A 20696-nucleotide genomic window follows, 5' to 3' on the forward strand; every position below is an offset into this window, starting at 1 on the left:
ATAAATCAATAACATACTAAGCTAGACGCCTTCTTTTTTTGACTTGCCCTCAATAAAACGATTCAGTTATTTGGGTAAGAATTGGAGACTATGAAAGGGCTAGGTCAAAAGATGCTGGCTCAATATAAACCTATCATACTTGCAGCCAGATATGCTCAAGCGCGCTTACGATTTAGTACGAAACGTTATTCCCCTTCCTAAAAATCGTCATTTAACTACAATTGTGATGATTGAAATACTTATCAATGAAATGAATACTATATCCATACTTAGCTAGTTTTATTATATTAAATATTCAACATAAATAATTATTCAGCGTACTCAACTTATAAATCATTACTATATACATATAGCTTGATTTTTACGGTTTGATAGTTAATGGTTTTATTTAACAAGAGTGAAATTTTCTTGATTAATAAATCTATAAAGAAATAATTTTTCCTAAGAAAATGGGAGGCGCTATATCTAACCTACTCGAGAATCAAAAGATCTTGAATAAAAATAGCACACGAATTTGAGCGCCTTCTTTCAGACTTTTAATTGAAAACTCTACACCAAAAACGTGAAGTAACGCTAGGACAAGATTCAGAATAGTTAAAAGAGTCTACACCTCACAAACTAAATCGAGAAATTATAGATTGATACTCTGTTTAACCTATGGAATAACTTAGGAAATAAAACCCTTTAACCCTCTTGAAAATTTAAACATTAAGGATGATTGATAAAATGAAATCAGGTAATAATATAATAGAAAACCTAACAAATATAACGCTAAGTACTCTAGGGAGCTGTTCATTATCGGTAATAGTTGGCAGAAAAACGCCTATCATGAAAACAAAGAAGATGCAGATTCATCTTTTATATTCTTTATCTAAAAAATTTAAAAAAGTCTATTGTTGTAAGTCTTACTACGAAGATGTTGGCTCTTTAACCATGACGGACGACAACAGTTTGATACTTTCTCGCTGTCATAAGTCTGAAAAGATGAGAAGTATTGGCTCTTCCAATCAAAAAGTATTACAACCTACCTTTATGATGTATACGCCAACAACACAATTTGAAGAACTTGGAAAGTTACATATCGAATGTTTTGATCCAAAAAAACTTGGGGCTAAGTTTTGGCTTACTGAGAAGCAAACAGGCTGTTTGGTAGTAATTGTATGGTGGAGCAACAATAAATTATCGTTAGTCCATGTCAAACCACCACTAGCTAAAGAGCTTAAAATTAGCCCTAAGTTAAAATATTTGTGTGATAAGCTCGGAGTTGATGTGGTAGGGCACTATAAAGAGAAGTATCAGTTAGACGCTGTATTGAAGAAGCTTAACTACTATGCTCAAAAAAATAACCTTCAGTATAAGTACTATCCGATTTGTTCAAGTATAAAGGTTAACAAAGGTTACAGACTACAAGTGTTAGGAGTTTTTACTGGTCAAGATTTCGACTTTTATGTTCAGACGACCGATAGTAAATTAGATATTTGCGGTGTAGAAAAAGTTGAATATCGAGATGACTTTGAGAGTTTTAGGGAGTATGCACCCATGTAGAGCGTAAGCACCGGAGTAATTGCAAGAGGGCAGTTTTAGCTTCGATATAATCTTTGCCATTTTGACTTGATCACATTGAGCCCAAGAAATTGCTTTCTACAGATAACGCTTTGGTTAAGAAAATTAATTTACATCCTTTATTTGATACATTCGCAGCTAACAAGTGGCAAATGAGGTACGGCTAAAGAACCCCATACCCATTTTTTTTATCGAAATAATACTCCCGTCAAGCGTGAAATATTATGGTCCGTATTGCTATCTTCGCGGTATTAGCTCAATAAGAGTTTGAGGGTTCGACTTGCGATTTCCCGCCCATATCAAATTTCGCTATTTGGAATATAGCTTCCTTATTGGCTCAGGCTCAACATAGTCGACTAACTCGCTCTCCTGAAGCTTTTCTATATCGGCTTTCGGACCAGAAACCACCAACACTTGTAAATTTTCAATGCTATCGACGATGGTTAGTTCTCTAGACTGAACCAGTACTCGTGTTTGCTGCATGTTTCCATCGTGGTACTTGACGTAAAAACGAGATGATTCTGCCTGCTCTTGAGTAGGAGGAGTGTTAAACGGGGGAAGTTGCGGAGTTTGTCCGTAACCGGAAGCCGAAGCAGAGTAAGCAAACAAACTAGCAACGCTTAACCCATAACAAAACCGTTTCTTCATATTTGCACCTAACGACAAAATCACATTACTCAGTACTCGCTTATTTAGGCAAAACACGGCTTCATCCCTACTGGGTTCGGCATTGCTTTGCCCTATACTGCGAATTAAGTTATCAAAGGTGAGCTTTTGTATCTGCTCAGTTACATCCGGAAGTCAATCTATCCTTCGCCGCCAAAGCATCTACAACACCGTAGCCCAAGCTTGTACTGCGAGTCGGATAGTTAGAAGCTGTAGACTGCAGAATTGAACGCACTTGTTCGGCTGTACACGTAGGGTTGTAGCTCCAAACCAACGCCGCCACGCCAGCTACATGCGGTGAAGCCATAGAAGTACCATTCATATACGCGTAATCTTGCTCTTTTTCGGTAGAGACTGTGGCATTGCTCCCTGTAAGGCCTTTCAATTCAAGTCCTAGCTCTCTGTCAACAGAGACAGATACAATGCCATAGCTATCGGACTCGTCGAGTAAGAACGGGTTTTGTAGACCTGGGCGTGAACTATTACTATACACTATCGCAGCTTTTGCCCCTGCGTTATAGCATGCTTGAACAGCATCACTCTCTGGATAAATGCCACTGCTCTGGTTCTCAGCTCGCTCAGTCACGCAAATTTTATCTGTCATATCTGGGCAGCTGTAGAGACCATCGGTGACTGTACAAGTATCGAGCTGCCCTGTAACTGAACCATCGATAGGCGCACCCACATATTGATTATCAATAACAACTAGACGGTTGTGTGGAACAACGCCTCGGTCAAAATAGCTCTTTCCACCTAGACTAATATCCGATATGACACCTTCTCCTCTCGTGACAGTAGATAGGATTGCTTCTCCCGGAGCGGAAACTTCAACTTCACTATTTTGCTGTGAAAAGTTAGCATGCTGATTGTTACTATCTGTAGCAGCAACCGACATAACTGAACTATACGATGCTGGATAACTATATCCTGTGGTACCGTCATTACCAGCGGCCGCCACGAGCAATATACCTTGGTTATACAACGCATTCATCGCGAACCGCTCTGTAAAGCTAGCTTGAGAGCCCCCCAAACTCATATTCACAACATTCGCACCATTATCTGCGCAAGTTTGAATAGCATTGACTAATGTCGAAGAATATCCCCAACCTGAAGAGTTAAACACTTTAACGATATGCAAGTTGGCTTGTCCATTTGGCATGACTCCTTTCACGCCAGCCCCATTTTCCAAAGCCGCAATGGTGCCTGCCACATGTGTACCATGCGTATTGTCGCTACCTGGCTTATACCAATCACCCGTACCATCATCGTTTGTTCCGCTAACGGTATTAGAAGGTAGGTCAGTGTGGCCAAGGTCGTAGCCCGAATCAATAATGCATACCGTCCGGTTTCCAGCGTTAGAATCACTCACTAACACCGCACTGACATTGGATAGCCCCCATGGCGTTGTTTCACTAAGCAAATAACGAGGAGGATCGACTTCTACATAATCGACTTGGCCGCTATTTTCCAAGTCGGTTAGCTCACTCTCGTCAATCTCAACACTGTAAATTTCCTCTTTACCCACTTTTTCAATGCGCCGTGCTTTGACTTTCTGAAGTAAGGAGTCACGCAATTCACTCTGGGTCGCAAATACACCATTTACTGTTCGCATTAGCGGAGTAGGAAGATTTTCTTTAAATTTGACGATGTACTTTGTCGGTATCTGTGCTTCATTCGAGCCGAGGGTCGGAGCTGCATTCGCAACTGACATTCCTGTCATAGCCACTGCGATTGTTGAAAGCATCAACAATCCTTTTATTTTATTTTTTGTCTTGTTCATTCACTCTTTCCTTAATGAGCTTTTTAATTTCGCATTCCAGCGATGAAGTTAAATCAATTACTCTAGATGAAAAACGAACGAACAAAGCTAAACAGTACACCTTACCATGTCAACAGGTCTGACCACATTAAAATCCATTATTTGAATTAAATCATCAAAATACACAATCTATATGAATGTCATTTACATAAACAAAACATTTTTGATCAATCATTAGAAGTGTGTGGTCTAACCAAGGGTGAATACTCTTTGGAGGGTTTCGTTACATGCCAGAATTTAGGAATATCCCCTCCCCATGATGTAATGATTTTAGCGGCGAGAAATACATGGAATCAGGATAGCTAGAACAAGGGGACGTCATGGAATCAAACTCAGTAGCAATCATCGAAGATCTATGCAAGCAGCTCCTTAATCAGGCGAGCAAATTTGGTGTCGCTGTCACAGGAGCAATCGCATTACCACAAGGAAAAATGGTCGGGTTTGACAATAAAATTTTATCACCAATGAAGCCAATGAATAACATCAGAGCACTGGTTGCCGTTAAAGGCGAACTGACTCCATTCATAATGGGGATCAGTGCATTTGATAATCAATTCAATGCTATCGATGTTAGGGCCGAGTTGAAGGAAGCACAATCTTTTGCTCTATCTAACCCGCAAGTTACGAATACCAAACATTAGCCTCAAGGAGAAATTTGTAATGAATGCAGAGAAAAAAAGAAAAATGACCATTGGTGGATTATGCATTGCCGCACTAGCCTTAGCTATTTCAAATGGTGTTATGTTTCATAAAATTAATGAGTTAGAAAGTAGTACTGTTACCCAAGCTGATATTACCGCCCTTAAAGACAACATGATTGCACTCGAACAAAAAGCCTTACCAGAAAGGAGTCAGGTTGTTCAAAACAAGCAGTTCAATAGTTTCCTAATGGACAACCCGGAAAGTATCGTAAAGTCGCTAGCCAAATACCGCTTTGAGCAAGAGCAGCGGGCCAAAAAGCAGAAAACTAAAAAGCTACAGACTCTCACAGAAGAACTTTACCAAGATAAGGACGATCCATTTATTGGTAACCCTAATGGGAAACATGTTGTTGTGGAGTTCATGGATTACAACTGCGGCTATTGCAAGCGAATGGGACCAGTACTAGAAGAGTTCATTCGGCTAGATCCAGAAGCTAAAGTCATCATTAAAGAATACCCCATATTTACCAACCAACCGACCTCTGCATATTCGGCACTTGTTGGAACAGCACTGTTCTACCACAACCCTAAGCTGTATTCGAAATATCATAGTGCCATCATCTCAGAGAAAAAGCTCACGAAAGTCGGAATCGATTCAGCCGTGGATAGTTTAGGTGTGTCGCAATCTGATTTAAAACCATTTATTGATAAAGCGGGTAGCCACATTGAGAAAGTTCGTAGCCTTGGGGCGCAATTAGAAATTACGGGTACTCCAACAATTTTCCAGCTAGGGTCTAGCGAAAGAACGCATGGTGGCTGGACAGCCCAGCAGCTTATCGACTCCTTCCATCAAGGCTAACAAGTTGAAATTTAAAGATAGGCTAAGTTTTAGCTTCAGCAGAAAAAGGAACATAAGTATGGATATCAAAAAGAGTAAAGAGCCCAAGCAAAAACCAGAGAAGACTTCAGAACACGAAACTCGAAAACGCATCGAAGAACTAAAGGAAAAAATGCGATTCGAAAAAGAGTGGGGCGGAAAATTCCTTTGATGAGGGCATGACTATTTATTGATGGATTCTCACTAAAAGTTCATCTATTGGACATAGATAGAAACTAACGATTGGTGCTTAATATCAGCTAATTCTGACATTTTCGTATGACGATTACTCCGAATAATTCTAGGAAGGTTATCAATGAAACTGAATAGAGCAGCATCAAAAGTATTGAGCACAGTCAATGAGATATGTCGCTATCAGCATACCGCATATTTCAACAACGTAAAGGAATTGTCTGGATTGGATGAAGCTCAATTCCATCGAGTCGTATACTGCCTCGTAGAACTGGGCTACCTAGAATCCATACATCTCAAAGTCATCGATAGTAGCGGGGAACACTATACGTATGAGCTGCTCCCAGCTTCTAAAAGCAACGAGAGTTTACCAACAAAAACGCATTGCCCCTCTATCGGCGCATATTGGTGATCGCTTACGTCTAATTTTCTGAACGGCTGTCTGAGTACAATTAAGTTTGCGAATTTTTCGTGATTGTTAGACCACCATCAAACAATCTTAGGGACAAAAAGGGGACCACTAAAACAGGGAGGGCTACAGGATCCTTTCAGTCTTTGTGTGAGACACACAAATAACAAAAGCGAATCAATTGCAATAAATCAATACATAATGATATGCTACTAGTTTTTAATAAACCAGTTTCTATTATCAGCAATATTACTAAAAATAGCATCCTGCTTAGATTTTGATTGATACTACTAAAGGACCACTATGGATAACTTCAACACTATTACATTTAAAGAGATTGATGCTTTTATAAGACATTTTGAATGTAAGGACAGTATTCATGAGATACCAGATTCTGATCTAACAGAGATAAATTCTTTACAAAGAAAACTAAAGTTCAATTTGTACCAACATTCCAACAATGAACTGATATATACCAAGAAAGCTATGGATGTTTATCACTCTATAAAAGAAGTAGATATTCGATTTAAGAAAATAAAAAACATAATGGATACAATAATGTAAGTATCATCAGCATTGCTAGTAATAAGAGCACGGAATCGAAACAAAAGCCAACAAAGACCTCAGAGTACGAAACTTGAAAACGCGTAGCACAGTCAACAAGATGTACTGCTACCTAATGTCTCAAAAAGAACGATTATTCGAGTAGCCAACAATTTTAATACTGATAGGAATGTCAGAACCTAGAAATATCAGAAAAAGTTCATATATAACCGAATATTACGCAATTCTATGGAACTTTTTCCCTAAATGGGTAAAAGTCCATTTAATTCTAATCAATTCAGTTACTTAAACTCATTATCGTTCTTTTCTGTTCCGTTGGACTTCAAACCCGAACTATCAAGGATTCGATGCAGGGAGCATCGATGAGTAGCGGGATTGCTGCGAGTAAGAAATTACCCCTATAGCGAAAATTATAGGGGTTTCTTTTTGTCTCTTCAGTTTAATTCACCGCCTCTTTGAGCGCCTTACCTGCTTTGAATGCAGGAACTTTACTCGCGGCTATTTGAATTTCTTCACCCGTTTTTGGGTTGCGTCCTTTCCTAGCCGCACGCTCAGAGACTTTGAACGTGCCAAATCCAACAAAAGACACCTCGTCACCGCTTGCTAGGGTCTGAGAAATGCCTTCAAGTATAGAAGACAGCGCCTCATCGGCTTTTTTTTGACTCAATTCAGCGTTTTTTGCTATCGCTTTGACCAAATCTGCTTTATTCATTCGTTCTTCCTTATGCTTTTGTTTTGTGGCCTTTTATTGGCCACTTCAAAGCTAGCGTAGTGCCGAACCGGTTACTTAGCCATGAACAGGTCGCCAAAAAATCGCAAAACTCCTACTCAAATCTCAAAATACCGATTATCATATACTGTATATATATACAGCTTTTTTGGTGTTAAATGATCGTTATTCCAACTCAAGCTTCGTGCGGTTTGTCTTCTTGGGAAAGTCCTGCAACGGATTACACAGATTTAAAATTGAGCCTAGATGACGCGTTGATTGAGAGACCAAGCAGTACATTTCTTGCCAGAGCTCAAGGTGACTCAATGGAAGGAGTCGGGATTTTTGACCAAGATTTGTTGGTGATTGACCGTCACCCAATCCCAGAACACATGGATGTTGTGGTGGTGAGTTTCAATGGCACGATGATGTGCAAAATGATCGACTTGAAACAGCGTTTATTGCTGTCGTCACAAGAGGGAATCGAACCCATTTATGTCTCGCCTGATGATGCTTTTTGGATTGAAGGCATTGTTATTCGCAGTATTCGACTGCATAAACCTGCTTCTATTTTGACTTAATTCTATGTTCGCACTGATTGATGCCAACTCTTTTTATGCCAGCGCAGAAACAGTCTTCCGCCCTGAATTAAGAGGCCAGAAAGTAGTCGTATTGACCAACAATGATGGCTGCGTTGCTGCAGCTTCTAAGCCAGCTATTGCTGCAGGGATTAAGAAGTTTAAGCCTTATTTTCAACAAAAGTCGTTAATCGAAGAGCAGGGCATGTCTGTGTTCAGTTCGAACTACACCCTGTACGCTGATTTAAGTGAAAGAATGATGACCACTATTTTCCGTTTTGGAGACGGTCATATCTATTCGATAGATGAAGCCTTTTTAGACTTACGGCGGCAATCTCGTTTGATTGCCAACATGAAAGAGTATTGCAAACAAATACGACAGGCCGTTTGGCGAGAAACGCGTCTGCCGGTGTGTATTGGTGTAGGGCCAACTCTCACCCTCGCGAAACTGGCCAACCGAACTGCGAAGAACAAAACCATTGATGACTCAGGCGTGTTCGTCATTGACAGTGAGCAAGCTCGGCATCATTGCCTAAATCAACCCGTTGGCGAGGTTTGGGGGATCGGTCGAAGGCTAGAAAAAAGGCTTTCATTTATTGATATCACTACCGCTCTTGAGCTGTCTAAACTTCAGCCTACCCAAGCAAGGACCACATGGAGTGTTGAACTTGAACGAACCGTCAGAGAGCTCAATGGTGTACCTTGCCAGCATTGGGACGAGGTAAGAGCAGATAAGAAACAAATCTTTTCGACGAGAACTATGGGAAAACCAATTGTGTCATTGGATGAGCTAATCGAATCGCTCAGTATGCATGCCAGCATCGCCGCCAAAAAATTACGCAGTCAAAGCAGTCTTGTTAAGACGGTTTATATCTTCGCAAACAATAATGATTTTAAGCGTACTGCTCAGGGTATTAAAGGCACTCATACTTTTGTAGAGCCAACTAACGATACAATCGTAATCTGCAAAGCGATACGAGAAGTGGTCAGCTATCTGTATAGAGAAGACATTTCATACAAAAAGGTGGGCGTAGGATTGATAGAGCTAGTGTCATCAGAACAGTACCAGATGTCACTTTTTCACGAGGACCAAAGTAACCAGACGCTAATGAATACCATGGACAAACTGAACAACTTTTACGGAAAAAATACGCTTTTTTTGGCCAATCAGGGCATTAAACAAGAGTGGTATATGAAGAGAAGTTTTCTCAGTCCAGCTTACACAACTTGTTGGAAGCAGTTACCGAAAATACATTGCTAAATGCTTTGCGTTGAAGCCATGCTTGTAGCTCGTTTGAGCGACGGGTTCCAACAACTGTTTATTCAATAGAGGATTGTTGAAGAGTTTTTTACTTGTTCCTCTGAGCGTTGGGCATGATCTACTTTTAAAGGCATTGCATCTGCATGCCCGTAATTGGCCTCAAACGCTTTAACTTTACATACAGTACACAAAACAACTGGTCCTACACTGGTATTACTATACCTTGTAAGAATCCCATGCTGACACCCACACGTATCACATAAAGCTTTTCCTTTAACTGTTGTTCCTCTCCTAACAAATAGCTGAATTCGTTCAGGTTTCAATAGCTTATCATGATTTCGTCTACCGAGACTTGAAGCTTGCAATATTGCTCTATCAACTTTACTCAATTTTCCTTTTGAACGCGGCTTCTTGGGTGGCCTGTTGGCTTGCTTCCCATCGGTTTTTAAGTGATTAGTGTTCGAGGATTTCGATTGTTTTGGCTTTTTGTTTTTTTTGCTTACTTCGAAGTTTTGTTTTCGATGTTTTGCTGGGACAATGATGCCAGCAGCAATTAACTGTTCGCAAATTGTACTAGACACGTCAATTTACCCTGCAAATAGATATTATTTTACCCTCAATATATCAACTAAGTGCATATTGTACACCTTAGTGAGTAAAATTTACTGCTCAACAAAAGATCGCGAAAGTTCAGAACATTAGAGTGCAAAAAAGGGCGAGGAGAACCGCCAAGCAGCCTTGCTAAGTGCTCTTCTCTCTTTAATCCACAGGTTCAGTGCATAAGTTGTTAGAAGCCCGAATTCTGGGTCACCAAGATAGCTGTAGCCGCCCACAAACAAAACTACTCGGACCCGATTACATCCGAGTTTTGGGCCCACAATAAATAAGAATTAATCTAGGGTTCGACCCACGAACAGCGCATTTGGACCCACGCTTTGTAAGAATGGACCCAAGAACAAGAAGCTTGGACCCACTTTATTTAAGAACTACATTGGAGCTTTTTAGCGTCGAAAAATACGACAGAATTGCTTGGTGATCACAAAGCAAAATGCAGCTTTTCTAGCACGGTTTTGGACAGAACCTTCTTAGCCGCTTCGGACGAAATCTACCCTTCGGACAACTTCTGGTATCCCAAAACACGATCATGCTCCGCAGTTCGCAGAGCATGAGATGGAAGAGAATGGACAGAATCGTTCACATTTTAAATTTCAAACCTAATGGTGCATCCACATAACTATTCTAAGTAAGAAGATATAAAATCTAGCTGAGATACCATTACTGGTCTGGTAGCGACTCTGTTTTAGAGTAAAGCTCCTAATTCTATATCTCGACTTTACTTATACCATGTACTGTAGAGTACCTATACTCGTTATTATTCGCTTTATCTTTAAACTTATAAACATTAATTTTGTTGAGCTCATCAATCTCCGCCATAACAGCAAAGTCAAAGTCATCTACTGTCAATTCTTTCCCATAAGTTTTGTTGAAGATAGATACAATCGTTTCCTGGTATGGGCCTAACTTGAAGGTAGCAAGCTGCTCTACAGGCCAAGACATGATTGTTCTTATCATATTCATATTAACTTGAGAAAAAAGGCCTTTTTGATACAAGAACTCAAATGCGTTAAATGGCTGGGATAACATATGCCGAACTAACCTCAAGTCATAATCCTCATCCAACAGTTGCTGCATCATTATAAGTAGGTGATTTCCTGTTTCAGCATATGAGCGATACTTAGATAAGAAGCTGCACCTATCTTCATCAATCAGTATTCTTTGTGCTGCATCTACACCAAATTCTGTTTCAAAACCATTATAGATACTGAAAATAGTTCCATGTGGAAGATATGTACGGACGTTAGTAAGTTTATCAATAAAAACAAAATGTTTGTTTCTCTCTTCAACTATGATTTTGTCCTTTCCGCCAAGTAGCTCAATGTAATCGGGTAGTAGATGATAAGGTGCTCTTGTTTCCAATTGAATTTTTACTAACAAATCAAGAATCGACTGAACTCTTAACTCAAGGCTTCTAATGTGATCTTGCCTCCTTTGCTCCTGGATCTGAGTTTCTAGCTGATTTCTAGATTCTTCTAGCTCATTTTCGAGATCACTCTTTGAGCTTTTAATTTGATGATCTGCTACGAAAACCACTGCCAAGATACTGAGAAAGCTAAAAATAGGTCCCAATGTCCCTGACAGGTAACTACCAAACGCTCCCCAGTCAGATGGAACAGTGGAAAGGCTTCCGTCAAAAACACTTCGATACGGGAAGATCACCCCCATAATGAACACAATCGCTAGTACGAAGAAAATAACTAACTTAGAAGTAAACTTTTCCAAATTACAGCTCCCACGGTATAAAACTAAGCGCATAATCATAACTTATTGAAAAAAGGCACTCTACGTGTCTGAATGTCACAATTCACATAGTAGCCATTCCCGTTCATGAATGGCACCCTATCAAGCTCGTTGTTATGCGACACCAAAAGTTATCCGAAGGAAAGATAGTGCCCGAAGCCCCCCTATTCGGTTCGATCTAGTTGGGGCTTTTTCATCGTATTGCATAACCATTCTGACGCTAAAATCTGTTTGATACAGCTCCCATGAACGAAAATGGGAGATTCCGCGCATCGGTGCAGCACAGTCTGCCATTAGTAAAAGTCGGGCTATTTTGGGGCGGGGATTATCAGTGTTCTGTTGCGCAAGCTTGGAATGGGGCAACATTGAGTTAGCCCCTACATCAGAAATTCACATCATTCACCGCTTGAACAATAGGGTGTACACGATTAAAGTCCGCGCTCTGACTATCAACAAACTACCTTGGATCACAAATGAAAGTTCATTCAGTATTAACATTCATAGCTAGCTTAGCTGCACTATGTTTTAGCACTGGTTCTTTAGCTCAAACAAAAAACCTTGAGACTCCCAATGTAAATTCTTCTCAAACTCAAGCCACTATTACTATATGTAGTATAGAAATGTATTCATCGAGTTCTTCAGCCATCATTCAACCCTGCGGTGGTTGGAGCTCTAAAAGCGGATGTCCCCAAAGTGGCTGGTTAATTTGGGACACAGCTACTCCTGGAGGTCAGGGGATGTACAGTGCTGCGTTAGCAGCGTTTGCGCAGAAGAGCAAGGTTGTCGTGGAAACTAACGGTACGTGCGCTGGATTCGATGTAACTGACTTGATCCGCTTAGTGAGTAGCTAGTTCTATCTCGAATAAGTTTATTTAAGGCTAAGTAGTAGCTCAGCAAAACGTCGAGCTACTACTGTAAATGGCTTCGGGGCAGCACCTTGTTAGCCCCATCATTAAAATTTCATCTCATTCATACCTTGAACAATATAGTGAGCGCATTTAGAGTGTGCGCGTTTGATAAATTTGCTAATGAGACCTTCTATGAAACGTATTTTATTCTTGGCGCTGATTGCTATAACTACTTTTAGCACTAGTGTATTTGCCGCAGACACATCCACTTACGTATATGTAAATGACATGAGCAAACTTCAGTATCAAGCAGATAGTGTAGGAAAAGTTTGGTTGCGTAACCTTAACGATTTCAATGCAGCTGTGACGGGATGTTGCTATGCATTTTATCTCGATACAAGTACACCTGCTGGTCAAACTTTATGGTCAACGATGCTAATGAAAATGGCCCAACATGAGCCTCTGTATATTATGGTTAGTGCTCCAACGCCACCGACAAGCGGTGATCCAGCCCAAGTTACTCGAGTCGGAGAATGGAACTAAATATCTTTAATACAGAGAAAATTAAAGCTCTAGTTCTATGAATTTTATTAGGGTGAACCTTACTAGTCAGCAGTCCTTTCGCAACCAAGGACTGCGAAGGTTTGGGGCAACTTTGCGTTAGTCCCTACGTCAAAATTTCATCTCATACATATGTTGAATAGCTAGTTGCATGCAGCTAGAGTGTGCGCCAATAATTCTTTAGACCACAGGGCTTACTATGACCTTTCGAACAATCCTTACCCCTTTAATATGTATGGTTTTACTTGCTTTTAGCTCTTCCACCTTTGCGAGTAGCCGTTATACAAGCACCGTTCAAAGTTTGTCTGTCATGAACATTAATGGGACGACAGTAATCTTCGTAAAAATGAATGGGACAAATCAGGCTTCCAAGCCAACATGTTCGACAAACACAAACTATACATTTGCATTTGATGGTGATTCAAATACTGGAAAGGCGTTTTATAGTGCTTTGCTAGGTTCTCAAATGGCAGGTAGATCTGTTTATACAGTGGGTTCCGGATATTGTAATGTTTACTCAACGTTAGAAACATTGACACAAGTCGTTACTCAGCCTTCTTAAGCAAAGTAGCTTAGCCTTTTTGATAAGGTTTTCTAAGGCAAATTTTAGCTCGGGTAACTCGTCCGAGCTAAACTGATAACGAGCTTCGGGGCAGTTATCATTTAGAATGCAGATGTACTAAGTGGCAATAGAATTTAATTTAACATAAATATATTAATGCGCACCATAGTTGTAGGCCCAAAGTAGTAATGTCCGGTTTGAGCAATTTTAAAATGTCCTCTTATGCTTGATCTATTCCATCACATAAAGGACGACAACCGGATGCTGATTACCATGAGTGACCAAGATATAAACCGCTATAAGATTTTGCAGGATGTAATTGAACGTCGGTTACGCCAAGTCGATGCCGCTAAGCGACTACAACTCACCACAAGACAAGTTCGTCGATTGTTGAGTAAGTTAAAATCTCATGGCATTTCCAGTCTGCCTCATGGCGCTCGTGGCAAGCCTAGCAATAATTGCTATCCAACTGAGTTACGCGAAGAAGTTTTACGTGTCGTCCGTAAACACTATCATGATTTTTCGCCAACATTTGCTCATGAAAAACTTTTTGAGGAGCATAATTTAACGGTATCCGTTGAGACACTTCGCCTTTGGATGATTGCTGATGGTTTGTGGGTTCCACATTCACAGCGTAAGCCAAGAGTCTATCAGCCTAGGCACCGCCGAGATTGTCTTGGTGAGCTCGTTCAGATTGACGGCTCACATCATGATTGGTTTAAAGGTCGAAGCCCAAAGTGTTGTCTGTTAGTCTTTGTTGATGGTGCGACGAGCAAGCTCATGAACCTAAGATTTAGTGAGACTGAGTCTGCTTTCGACTACATGATAGCGACTCGAGAATACATAGAGCAACATGGAAAACCTACAGCGTTTTATAGCGATCGTCATGCTATTTTTCATGTGAGTAAGTAGATTCCCCGGGGTACTTACTGTTATAACTCCATTCAGAGTTGACCTGAATCCTTTTCGCCCTGATGACGTACGTAGTTTTTAATAACATCTTCATTTATACCTACGCTACTTATTACGAAGTAACCCGGCGACCAAACTATGTTTCTTTCCAGTAGACCTTTCGTAACCAGCTGAAAGTCTTACGCATGTGGTGCGACGACTGGCTTTTCAACCTTCCCATCACATCCGATACGCTGTACTTTGGTGAGATAAGCATAACCATGTGTCAGTGGTCACCATCAAAGCCTATCGCCTCAACCTCTAAGCCGGGCATACTTCTAAGTAGCTTCGGCATCACCTTTCTGAGATAGTTGCACGTTCGAGGGTTCAGGATTCTACGGCGGCATTAGTCACTCAAACAACATGATATTTGAGGTAATAGACACTATGCGCTGATGTGTAGAGTTCCATCTAGCCAGCGTACCGCCTCCGAACGCATTCATCCACGGGTAAATCCGTGGTTTTCTGTATCCACAGAATAAAACCAAGGAAAAGTGCCTAAAGGAGCCTCCAACTTTACTTGACCGTGACATCTTCCATGTGAAATGAGCCTTATTTTGGACCTATTGTACAAGTGAGTTTAATTGATTAACTTGCATTCTGAGAGAACAGTTGCACTTTAGGTTTACTGCTCCCTGTAATAACAATACGCTCCGAATCATGAGTCTTCTTGATAGATAAAAACATCACCGTACATATTAATGCTAATGGGATAAAGGTCATAAAAGAAACACTGTATGAGCCCGTAATATCATTCATCAATGCTAGGTATGCCATACCTGCGCTGGTTGCGATAATTTGTAGACCGTATACCCACTTATAAATAACAACAAATTCATTGCGACCAAACACCCAGGCAATCAATGAAGGTAAAAGGTTTGGCATACCTCCGATACCTAAAGAGATACAGAATAACGCCATATAAATAAGGCCAATATTTTCAGCACTACCAAATGCAAAGCCAGCGGCACCAAGTACATAGGTAAATGAGAACACTGCATTAGCCTTCGGCGTACCGATTTTGTCATCCAACCAACCCCAGACATAACTCAGAGGCATGCCACCAAGCGCCATTGCAGACATTAAGAATAAGGCATTGTTGAATGGTACACCTGAACCCATTAAAATGGGTATCACTTGGCTCATAATACCTGCCATCATTAATCCGCCAATTAATGCCCAAGGGATAGCAACAAACCAGAACTCTTTACAACGCACAAGCTGACAAATTGACCAAGCTGTTTTGAAATTTTTCTCAGCTTCTCTGGCTGTCTCAAGCTCTATGCGTTCTTCGGCTGTAAATGGAATACCATCGGGATCATAGCCATAATCCTCCGGTTTTTCTTTCATTGCCCATAAACCAAGTACACCCCAACATACGATGAACATCCCAAGACCAAAGTAAAAATTTTCATACCCAACCTGCTGAGAGATCTTCATACCAATCGGTGTGTAGGTCGCCGTACTTAAAGGGGCTGCTATTGTCACAATGCCAAAGATAATACCCTTGTAGCGTATGAACCAATTAGCAATCAGACCACCTTGGATCATCATCAGTACAGGTGTTAACACCGTAAATACCGTTTGAATCACCATAATCCCAACCCATGAGTCAACCTTGCCTTGCAAGGACATACATAAGCCACAAATGATCAATGATGGAACACCGACATTTTTGTAACCTTTTTTCATGATTGCCCAGCCAGCGACAATACCACCTAATACGCCAAATAAACGCACAGCTGAAATCGAACCCATAACCTCACAAGGAGACATGCCAAACTTTTCAATTAAAGCTGGCATGAGAATGTTCATGCTATCAGGCCCACCAATAGTCAATTGTACGTACATAGTAACGAACACATAAATAACCACAGCGAGAGCATCCGTCTTAAAGCCCTTCTGTATTATTTTTTCCATAGTTATCTCTCAGATTTTCACGTTAGTAATAGAAATCTTCGGCATTGGTCAAGCTTAAATGCACTACGTTAGGCCTAACCGATCAAACTTGGCTTGCTTATTAATCTAGGATCCCTGCTTCAGCGCGTTTAGCATCCTCTTCTGGAAAAACATAATGATATTTATCTCGGTAAGAGAGCTCTGGCTCTGGATGCCACCTTTCTGGAATTGGATGCTCAACCACCGTCATTTCACCGCCTTTGTTAACCAACTTTATCCAGCATAAAAAGTTAGCATCATCACGATACGGGTAATCTTCTCGGAAATGAGTACCTCGGCTCTCTTTACGTGCCAAGCCTGCTCGCATCTTCATCTCTGCATTTAGTAACATATTCCTTGTTTCATGGGCGGAGCGAAGATCATGGAAGTTGCGTACCTTAATTGCTGAACCAAACTTCTGTTGTAAATATCTGATCTGGTCCAAAGCATTCTGCATTCTGCTCTCTTCTTTCACATACATTACGAAGTATGGGAACATGGTATTTTGCAACATGCGCGTGATCCATGCTGGCGAGAAACCTTGCTTGCGAGTCAATGGCTCAAACATTTCTGCTTTATATCGCTCCAGTACCTCATCACTCACCTTAGGTGCGATCTGAGTTTTGATATATTCTGCAGCCGCAACGCCTGAGCGAGCACCCTGTACCGAAGAGCCCGCAGACGATGAACCAAAACCGGCATAGCCTGCGCCATTTTGCATTGAGCATAAGCCATCGCCAGCCGCCCATAAGCCTTCAACGTTAGATGCGCCATTAAGGTCTTGTGGGAATACCCCCTCCCCTTTATGGTTTGACATGCCTGGTGTGGAGAAGCCAACATAATCACCATCTTTACTGCTTTTACCAACGGCATCACCACCCGGACCTTTACAGAACTCCGATGCAATTGGATTACCCCCTTGGTTAAAGCCCAGTGCTTTATCAATACGCAGACCCATCGCTGCACCGTCTATCACCTCAGCAGGTCCCGGTGCACTGGGTGGACCACCACCTAATTTAAGAACCGTCCCTTTATGGTTTCCATCCCCTGAGGCGCTATTTACTGTTTTCTCATCCAATGGATTGAAGGCATTTGATGGGTGAGCATCATTAAACTCTTTACCTGAAATTTCAGCACCGACACGGTAAGCCATTGCGTCCCCATCAGCGGTCGTTGAGCTACACGGGTAGCCCATACCTAAAGGTTTAAAGGAGGCTGGGCCTGCACACATAATTGTGGCTTTAGCAAGGATGACATAAGGCTTCCCCGTTGCCATATGAAAACCAATAGCCCCCACAACTTTCTCATCTTGTTTAATTAGACTGGTGATCATCACGCGCTCAAGCATCTCAACTCCAACCTCAATCACGTGCTTACGCATAGGATCACCTGCACCGGCATACTCAATAGAGCGTGAGACTGAACCTGGTTGGTAGTAGTATTGACGCCCCGTTGGTGTGCCCCACTCGACCAACTCTTGGAAACGCTCCCAAGATTCATCCATTAAGATTTCAGAGTAATCAATATTATTCAGATACTCACCCGAGAGCTTAAACTGCTGCAGGTATTGTTCGCGAGTAATGCCTTGGGTGTCGTGAAATACAAACCATGAGTTTGCCCAGGGGGTTAAGCCAGAACGGCCAGTACGTCCTTTTACGGCCATCACAACTTTAGCACCGTTCTCGGCCGCTTTAATTGAGGCGAAGCAGCCGGCAAAACCACCGCCAATGACTAATATGTCAGTTTCTATTTTATTGAGTGGTTGTAGTTCATTCGTATCCATTGTTTCTTCCTTAATCACTGATCGCTTCGCCTAATTTCACTACATCAAAGTTATGCAATGAGCTCATAACCGCACCATCGGTGATCTCAATTGCTCCTGTTGGGCAGTAGTGCTGACACAGGCGACATACCTGACAGTCATCCATATAAGCAATACGTGCCCGACTACCGCAAGTTAGGCAGCGCTCCGCCTCTTTTTGTGCGGTTGCTTTATCAAATGCGATCAAAGACTCGGCAAAATTATCCAATCGCTCATCTGCTACGATATTATTACGCTGCTGACGCTCTGCCTGATAAATGTTATTCCCCTCTGGAAGCACTTTTTGTTGCTCAGATTGCCGGTTCTCATCAATGGCTTGAATTTCTCCACGTATATAGGAGTCAACAGTTTGCGCCGCACGTTTACCTGATGCTAGTGCTGCAACCACGGTTGATGGTCCAGTGACAGCATCGCCCGCAGCAAACATCTCATCAGCCACATGTAAAGTATGATTACTGGTTTGAATATAACCACGCTCGTTAGTTGCAAACTCTCGTGGCACCACTGATTTATCTACTGTTTGGCCGATTGCAATGATCACCATATCAGTGCTGATATTTTGAATTACTTCACTGCCGTATTGAGGGTTAAAGCGCCCGAGCTTATCGCGAACGCTAAAGCACTCAACACACGTAACAGCGGCGATCTTGCCTTGCTCAAGTTTAATTTCATTGACCGATAGACGAGGGTGGATGGTTACACCCTCTTCAATCGCTTTTTCAATCTCAGACTCTAGCGCTAACATGCTATCTCTTTGACCTACTTCTAAAGTCTCTAAACAGATCACATTCACCTCTTCAGCACCATGGCGAATTGCGGTTCGAGCAGCATCCAATGCAACACTTCCTCCACCAATTACAGTGACATTTTTTGCTACATCTTGAGCATCTTGTTTTCGAGAGATAGAAAGGAAGCTCATTGCAGAAATAACCCCTTGAGCCTCACTACCTGGAATATTCAACATTAATGGCTTAGAGGCCCCCATTGCCGCAACAAATGCTTTAAAACCTTCTTCTTTTAATGACTCTATAGACACATCTTGGCCAAACTGTGTATTGCAGACAAAGTTAATGCCCATCTGCTGGTAAGCAGTGATTTGTTGCTCAACAACACGGTCAGATAAACGAAATGCAGGAATGCCGTAGCGCAGTAGGCCACCTGGACGCGACTCTTTTTCAAAAACGGTCACGCGATAACCTTTTTTATTCAGATAAAATGCAGCACCTAACCCTGCTGGACCGGAACCAATCACAGCGACTTTATCCCCTGTGATAGCGTGTTCAGGAGTAAAGTCTTTATCTAGAGTAAATCGATGGTCGCCAAGAAACTGCTCTAACCCATTAATATTAATCGCTTCATCAACTTGGCTACGAGTACAAGCATTTTCACAAGGATGAGGACAGATTCGGCCCGTTATTGATGGCATTGGGTGGTTTTCATAGAGCTTAACGCTGGCTTCATCCACTGCACCATCTCGCAACAGGTGATGATATTCACGCTGACTTAAGCCCAGCGGGCACACTTCTGTGCATGGCGAGTGTCGTAGCCTAATTTCTGCTTCCGTGTCTAGACGGAATACATCCATCGGACAGGAAACAACACATGTTCCACAACCAATACACTTCTGGTTATCAATGGATCTAACCGCCATAATTTCCTCTTTTTATATTACATTGTTAAATTTGAGATGAGCGAAGCCGCACTCAGAATAAATAGTGAGTGTCTCTATTAATCTGTTAATCTATTAATCTGTTAATCTATTAATTAATGGTTATCTAAACTTCGTTTATATTTTTGATTTTTATACTAGTCCAAAAAAAACAACTGTGTCTTTGATAATTAATTAAACGGCGTAGCGACCACCGGTTCAATAATAATTTCCCCTTAATAAACAGCTTTACGTAATGCTCCTACTGTAGCACTTACATCTAATTCCATTGGTGGTAAGTGCGTTAATATGACTTTTTTCATTTTCGCATTTGATGCCGTTTGAGCGATATCGTCATTCGACGTATGAGCGGCACGCATGTTATCCCTTTGTTCACTTTTTCATGAACGAGTCGTGAGTTTTCTTTCGTAGGTTCAACAAGGTAAAGCACTTTATCATATTGAAAAGTCGCGGAGTTAGACAGATCTCTTATTTCCTACCAAAAGAAAATATCGTCCAGTTCATCGGTCGTTCCCCTAATAGGCCGATGAAAATTTTTAGGGTAGTTGGGAGCCTTAGCGAAACGTCGATTAAAATCTTCGATAAAGTAGAGCTGTTGGCACAAATGAGTTCAGTGTTAAGGTCATGCAAAACTCGACCATATTGAGTCGGCTTCATTTTGCTCGCCTTCTTTTCTATTTATCATACTTAGGCAAAATTAACTTTGTG

Annotated in this window: 21 protein-coding genes and 2 pseudogenes; 12 read left to right on the forward strand and 11 right to left on the reverse strand. The window is 41.3% G+C overall.

Going from position 1 to position 20696, the window contains the following annotated elements; translation table 11 throughout:
• The first annotated feature begins 726 nt into the window (after positions 1 to 726).
• Positions 727 to 1545: a hypothetical protein gene (locus tag ACM2FC_RS19350; protein ID WP_498482667.1), complete on the forward strand. Its 819-nt coding sequence runs from the start codon at positions 727 to 729 to the stop codon at positions 1543 to 1545.
• A gap of 327 nt (positions 1546 to 1872) precedes the next feature.
• On the opposite strand, the gene ACM2FC_RS19355 is transcribed toward ACM2FC_RS19350, so the two are convergent.
• The gene (locus ACM2FC_RS19355; protein WP_498482668.1) at positions 1873 to 2211 is read right to left on the reverse strand and encodes an ATPase; all 339 of its coding nucleotides are present in this window, start codon (positions 2209 to 2211) and stop codon (positions 1873 to 1875) included.
• Between the two features lie 136 nt (positions 2212 to 2347).
• A complete protein-coding gene (locus ACM2FC_RS19360) occupies positions 2348 to 4009 on the reverse strand; it encodes a S8 family serine peptidase (protein WP_498482669.1) in 1662 nt (553 codons plus the stop codon).
• Between the two features lie 359 nt (positions 4010 to 4368).
• On the opposite strand from ACM2FC_RS19360, the gene ACM2FC_RS19365 reads away from it, so the two are divergent.
• The 4 genes from ACM2FC_RS19365 to ACM2FC_RS19380 all read left to right on the forward strand — a co-directional run bounded on the left by ACM2FC_RS19365 (position 4369) and on the right by ACM2FC_RS19380 (position 6170).
• The gene (locus ACM2FC_RS19365) at positions 4369 to 4689 is read left to right on the forward strand and encodes a hypothetical protein (RefSeq protein WP_498482670.1); all 321 of its coding nucleotides are present in this window, start codon (positions 4369 to 4371) and stop codon (positions 4687 to 4689) included.
• Positions 4690 to 4708: 19 nt separating this feature from the next.
• Positions 4709 to 5548: a DsbA family protein gene (locus ACM2FC_RS19370; protein ID WP_498482671.1), complete on the forward strand. Its 840-nt coding sequence runs from the start codon at positions 4709 to 4711 to the stop codon at positions 5546 to 5548.
• Between the two features lie 58 nt (positions 5549 to 5606).
• A complete protein-coding gene (locus ACM2FC_RS19375; protein WP_498482672.1) occupies positions 5607 to 5738 on the forward strand; it encodes a hypothetical protein in 132 nt (43 codons plus the stop codon).
• A gap of 144 nt (positions 5739 to 5882) precedes the next feature.
• Positions 5883 to 6170, forward strand: a complete 288-nt coding sequence (locus ACM2FC_RS19380; RefSeq protein WP_498482673.1) for a hypothetical protein — start codon at positions 5883 to 5885, stop codon at positions 6168 to 6170.
• Positions 6171 to 7170: 1000 nt separating this feature from the next.
• Here ACM2FC_RS19380 and hbs read toward each other — a convergent pair.
• Positions 7171 to 7446, reverse strand: a pseudogene (gene hbs, locus ACM2FC_RS19385) (non-specific DNA-binding protein Hbs); the annotation flags it as partial.
• Between the two features lie 173 nt (positions 7447 to 7619).
• On the opposite strand from hbs, the gene ACM2FC_RS19390 reads away from it, so the two are divergent.
• Both ACM2FC_RS19390 and ACM2FC_RS19395 read left to right on the forward strand, forming a co-directional pair.
• The gene (locus ACM2FC_RS19390; protein WP_498482674.1) at positions 7620 to 8021 is read left to right on the forward strand and encodes a LexA family protein; all 402 of its coding nucleotides are present in this window, start codon (positions 7620 to 7622) and stop codon (positions 8019 to 8021) included.
• A gap of 4 nt (positions 8022 to 8025) precedes the next feature.
• Complete coding sequence (locus tag ACM2FC_RS19395) at positions 8026 to 9279, forward strand: Y-family DNA polymerase (RefSeq protein ID WP_498482675.1); 1254 nt, start codon at positions 8026 to 8028, stop codon at positions 9277 to 9279.
• 62 nt (positions 9280 to 9341) lie between these two features.
• Here ACM2FC_RS19395 and ACM2FC_RS19400 read toward each other — a convergent pair whose 3' ends face one another.
• Positions 9342 to 9860: a hypothetical protein gene (locus ACM2FC_RS19400; protein WP_498482676.1), complete on the reverse strand. Its 519-nt coding sequence runs from the start codon at positions 9858 to 9860 to the stop codon at positions 9342 to 9344.
• Positions 9861 to 10599: 739 nt separating this feature from the next.
• Positions 10600 to 11619 carry a prefoldin domain-containing protein gene (locus ACM2FC_RS19405; RefSeq protein ID WP_498482677.1) on the reverse strand — a complete coding sequence of 340 codons (1020 nt, stop codon included), beginning with the start codon at positions 11617 to 11619 and terminating at the stop codon, positions 10600 to 10602.
• Between the two features lie 263 nt (positions 11620 to 11882).
• On the opposite strand from ACM2FC_RS19405, the gene ACM2FC_RS19410 reads away from it, so the two are divergent.
• The 5 genes and pseudogenes from ACM2FC_RS19410 to ACM2FC_RS19430 all read left to right on the forward strand — a co-directional run.
• Positions 11883 to 12011 (forward strand): hypothetical protein, encoded by a 129-nt coding sequence (locus ACM2FC_RS19410; RefSeq protein WP_498482678.1) that lies wholly within the window; start codon positions 11883 to 11885, stop codon positions 12009 to 12011.
• Between the two features lie 99 nt (positions 12012 to 12110).
• Positions 12111 to 12488, forward strand: coding sequence for a hypothetical protein (locus ACM2FC_RS19415; protein ID WP_498482679.1), 378 nt, complete (start codon positions 12111 to 12113; stop codon positions 12486 to 12488).
• A gap of 189 nt (positions 12489 to 12677) precedes the next feature.
• Positions 12678 to 13028 (forward strand): hypothetical protein, encoded by a 351-nt coding sequence (locus ACM2FC_RS19420; protein ID WP_498482680.1) that lies wholly within the window; start codon positions 12678 to 12680, stop codon positions 13026 to 13028.
• Positions 13029 to 13245: 217 nt separating this feature from the next.
• The gene (locus ACM2FC_RS19425; RefSeq protein WP_498482681.1) at positions 13246 to 13608 is read left to right on the forward strand and encodes a hypothetical protein; all 363 of its coding nucleotides are present in this window, start codon (positions 13246 to 13248) and stop codon (positions 13606 to 13608) included.
• 273 nt (positions 13609 to 13881) lie between these two features.
• A pseudogene (locus ACM2FC_RS19430) lies at positions 13882 to 14514 on the forward strand (ISNCY family transposase); the annotation flags it as partial.
• Between the two features lie 142 nt (positions 14515 to 14656).
• On the opposite strand, the gene ACM2FC_RS19435 reads toward ACM2FC_RS19430, so the two are convergent.
• The 6 genes from ACM2FC_RS19435 to ACM2FC_RS19460 all read right to left on the reverse strand — a co-directional run bounded on the left by ACM2FC_RS19435 (position 14657) and on the right by ACM2FC_RS19460 (position 20645).
• Positions 14657 to 14782, reverse strand: a complete 126-nt coding sequence (locus ACM2FC_RS19435; RefSeq protein WP_498482682.1) for a transposase — start codon at positions 14780 to 14782, stop codon at positions 14657 to 14659.
• Between the two features lie 365 nt (positions 14783 to 15147).
• Positions 15148 to 16479, reverse strand: a complete 1332-nt coding sequence (locus tag ACM2FC_RS19440) for an MFS transporter (RefSeq protein WP_498482683.1) — start codon at positions 16477 to 16479, stop codon at positions 15148 to 15150.
• A gap of 100 nt (positions 16480 to 16579) precedes the next feature.
• The gene (locus tag ACM2FC_RS19445) at positions 16580 to 18280 is read right to left on the reverse strand and encodes an FAD-binding protein (protein WP_498482685.1); all 1701 of its coding nucleotides are present in this window, start codon (positions 18278 to 18280) and stop codon (positions 16580 to 16582) included.
• Between the two features lie 10 nt (positions 18281 to 18290).
• Positions 18291 to 19970 (reverse strand): FAD-dependent oxidoreductase, encoded by a 1680-nt coding sequence (locus ACM2FC_RS19450; RefSeq protein ID WP_498482686.1) that lies wholly within the window; start codon positions 19968 to 19970, stop codon positions 18291 to 18293.
• A 233-nt stretch (positions 19971 to 20203) separates the two neighbouring features.
• Positions 20204 to 20347 (reverse strand): hypothetical protein, encoded by a 144-nt coding sequence (locus tag ACM2FC_RS19455; protein ID WP_498482687.1) that lies wholly within the window; start codon positions 20345 to 20347, stop codon positions 20204 to 20206.
• Positions 20348 to 20456: 109 nt separating this feature from the next.
• Positions 20457 to 20645: a hypothetical protein gene (locus ACM2FC_RS19460; RefSeq protein WP_498482688.1), complete on the reverse strand. Its 189-nt coding sequence runs from the start codon at positions 20643 to 20645 to the stop codon at positions 20457 to 20459.
• Between the last annotated feature and the right edge of the window lie 51 nt (positions 20646 to 20696).

Source organism: Vibrio sp. A37, from assembly GCF_059777565.1.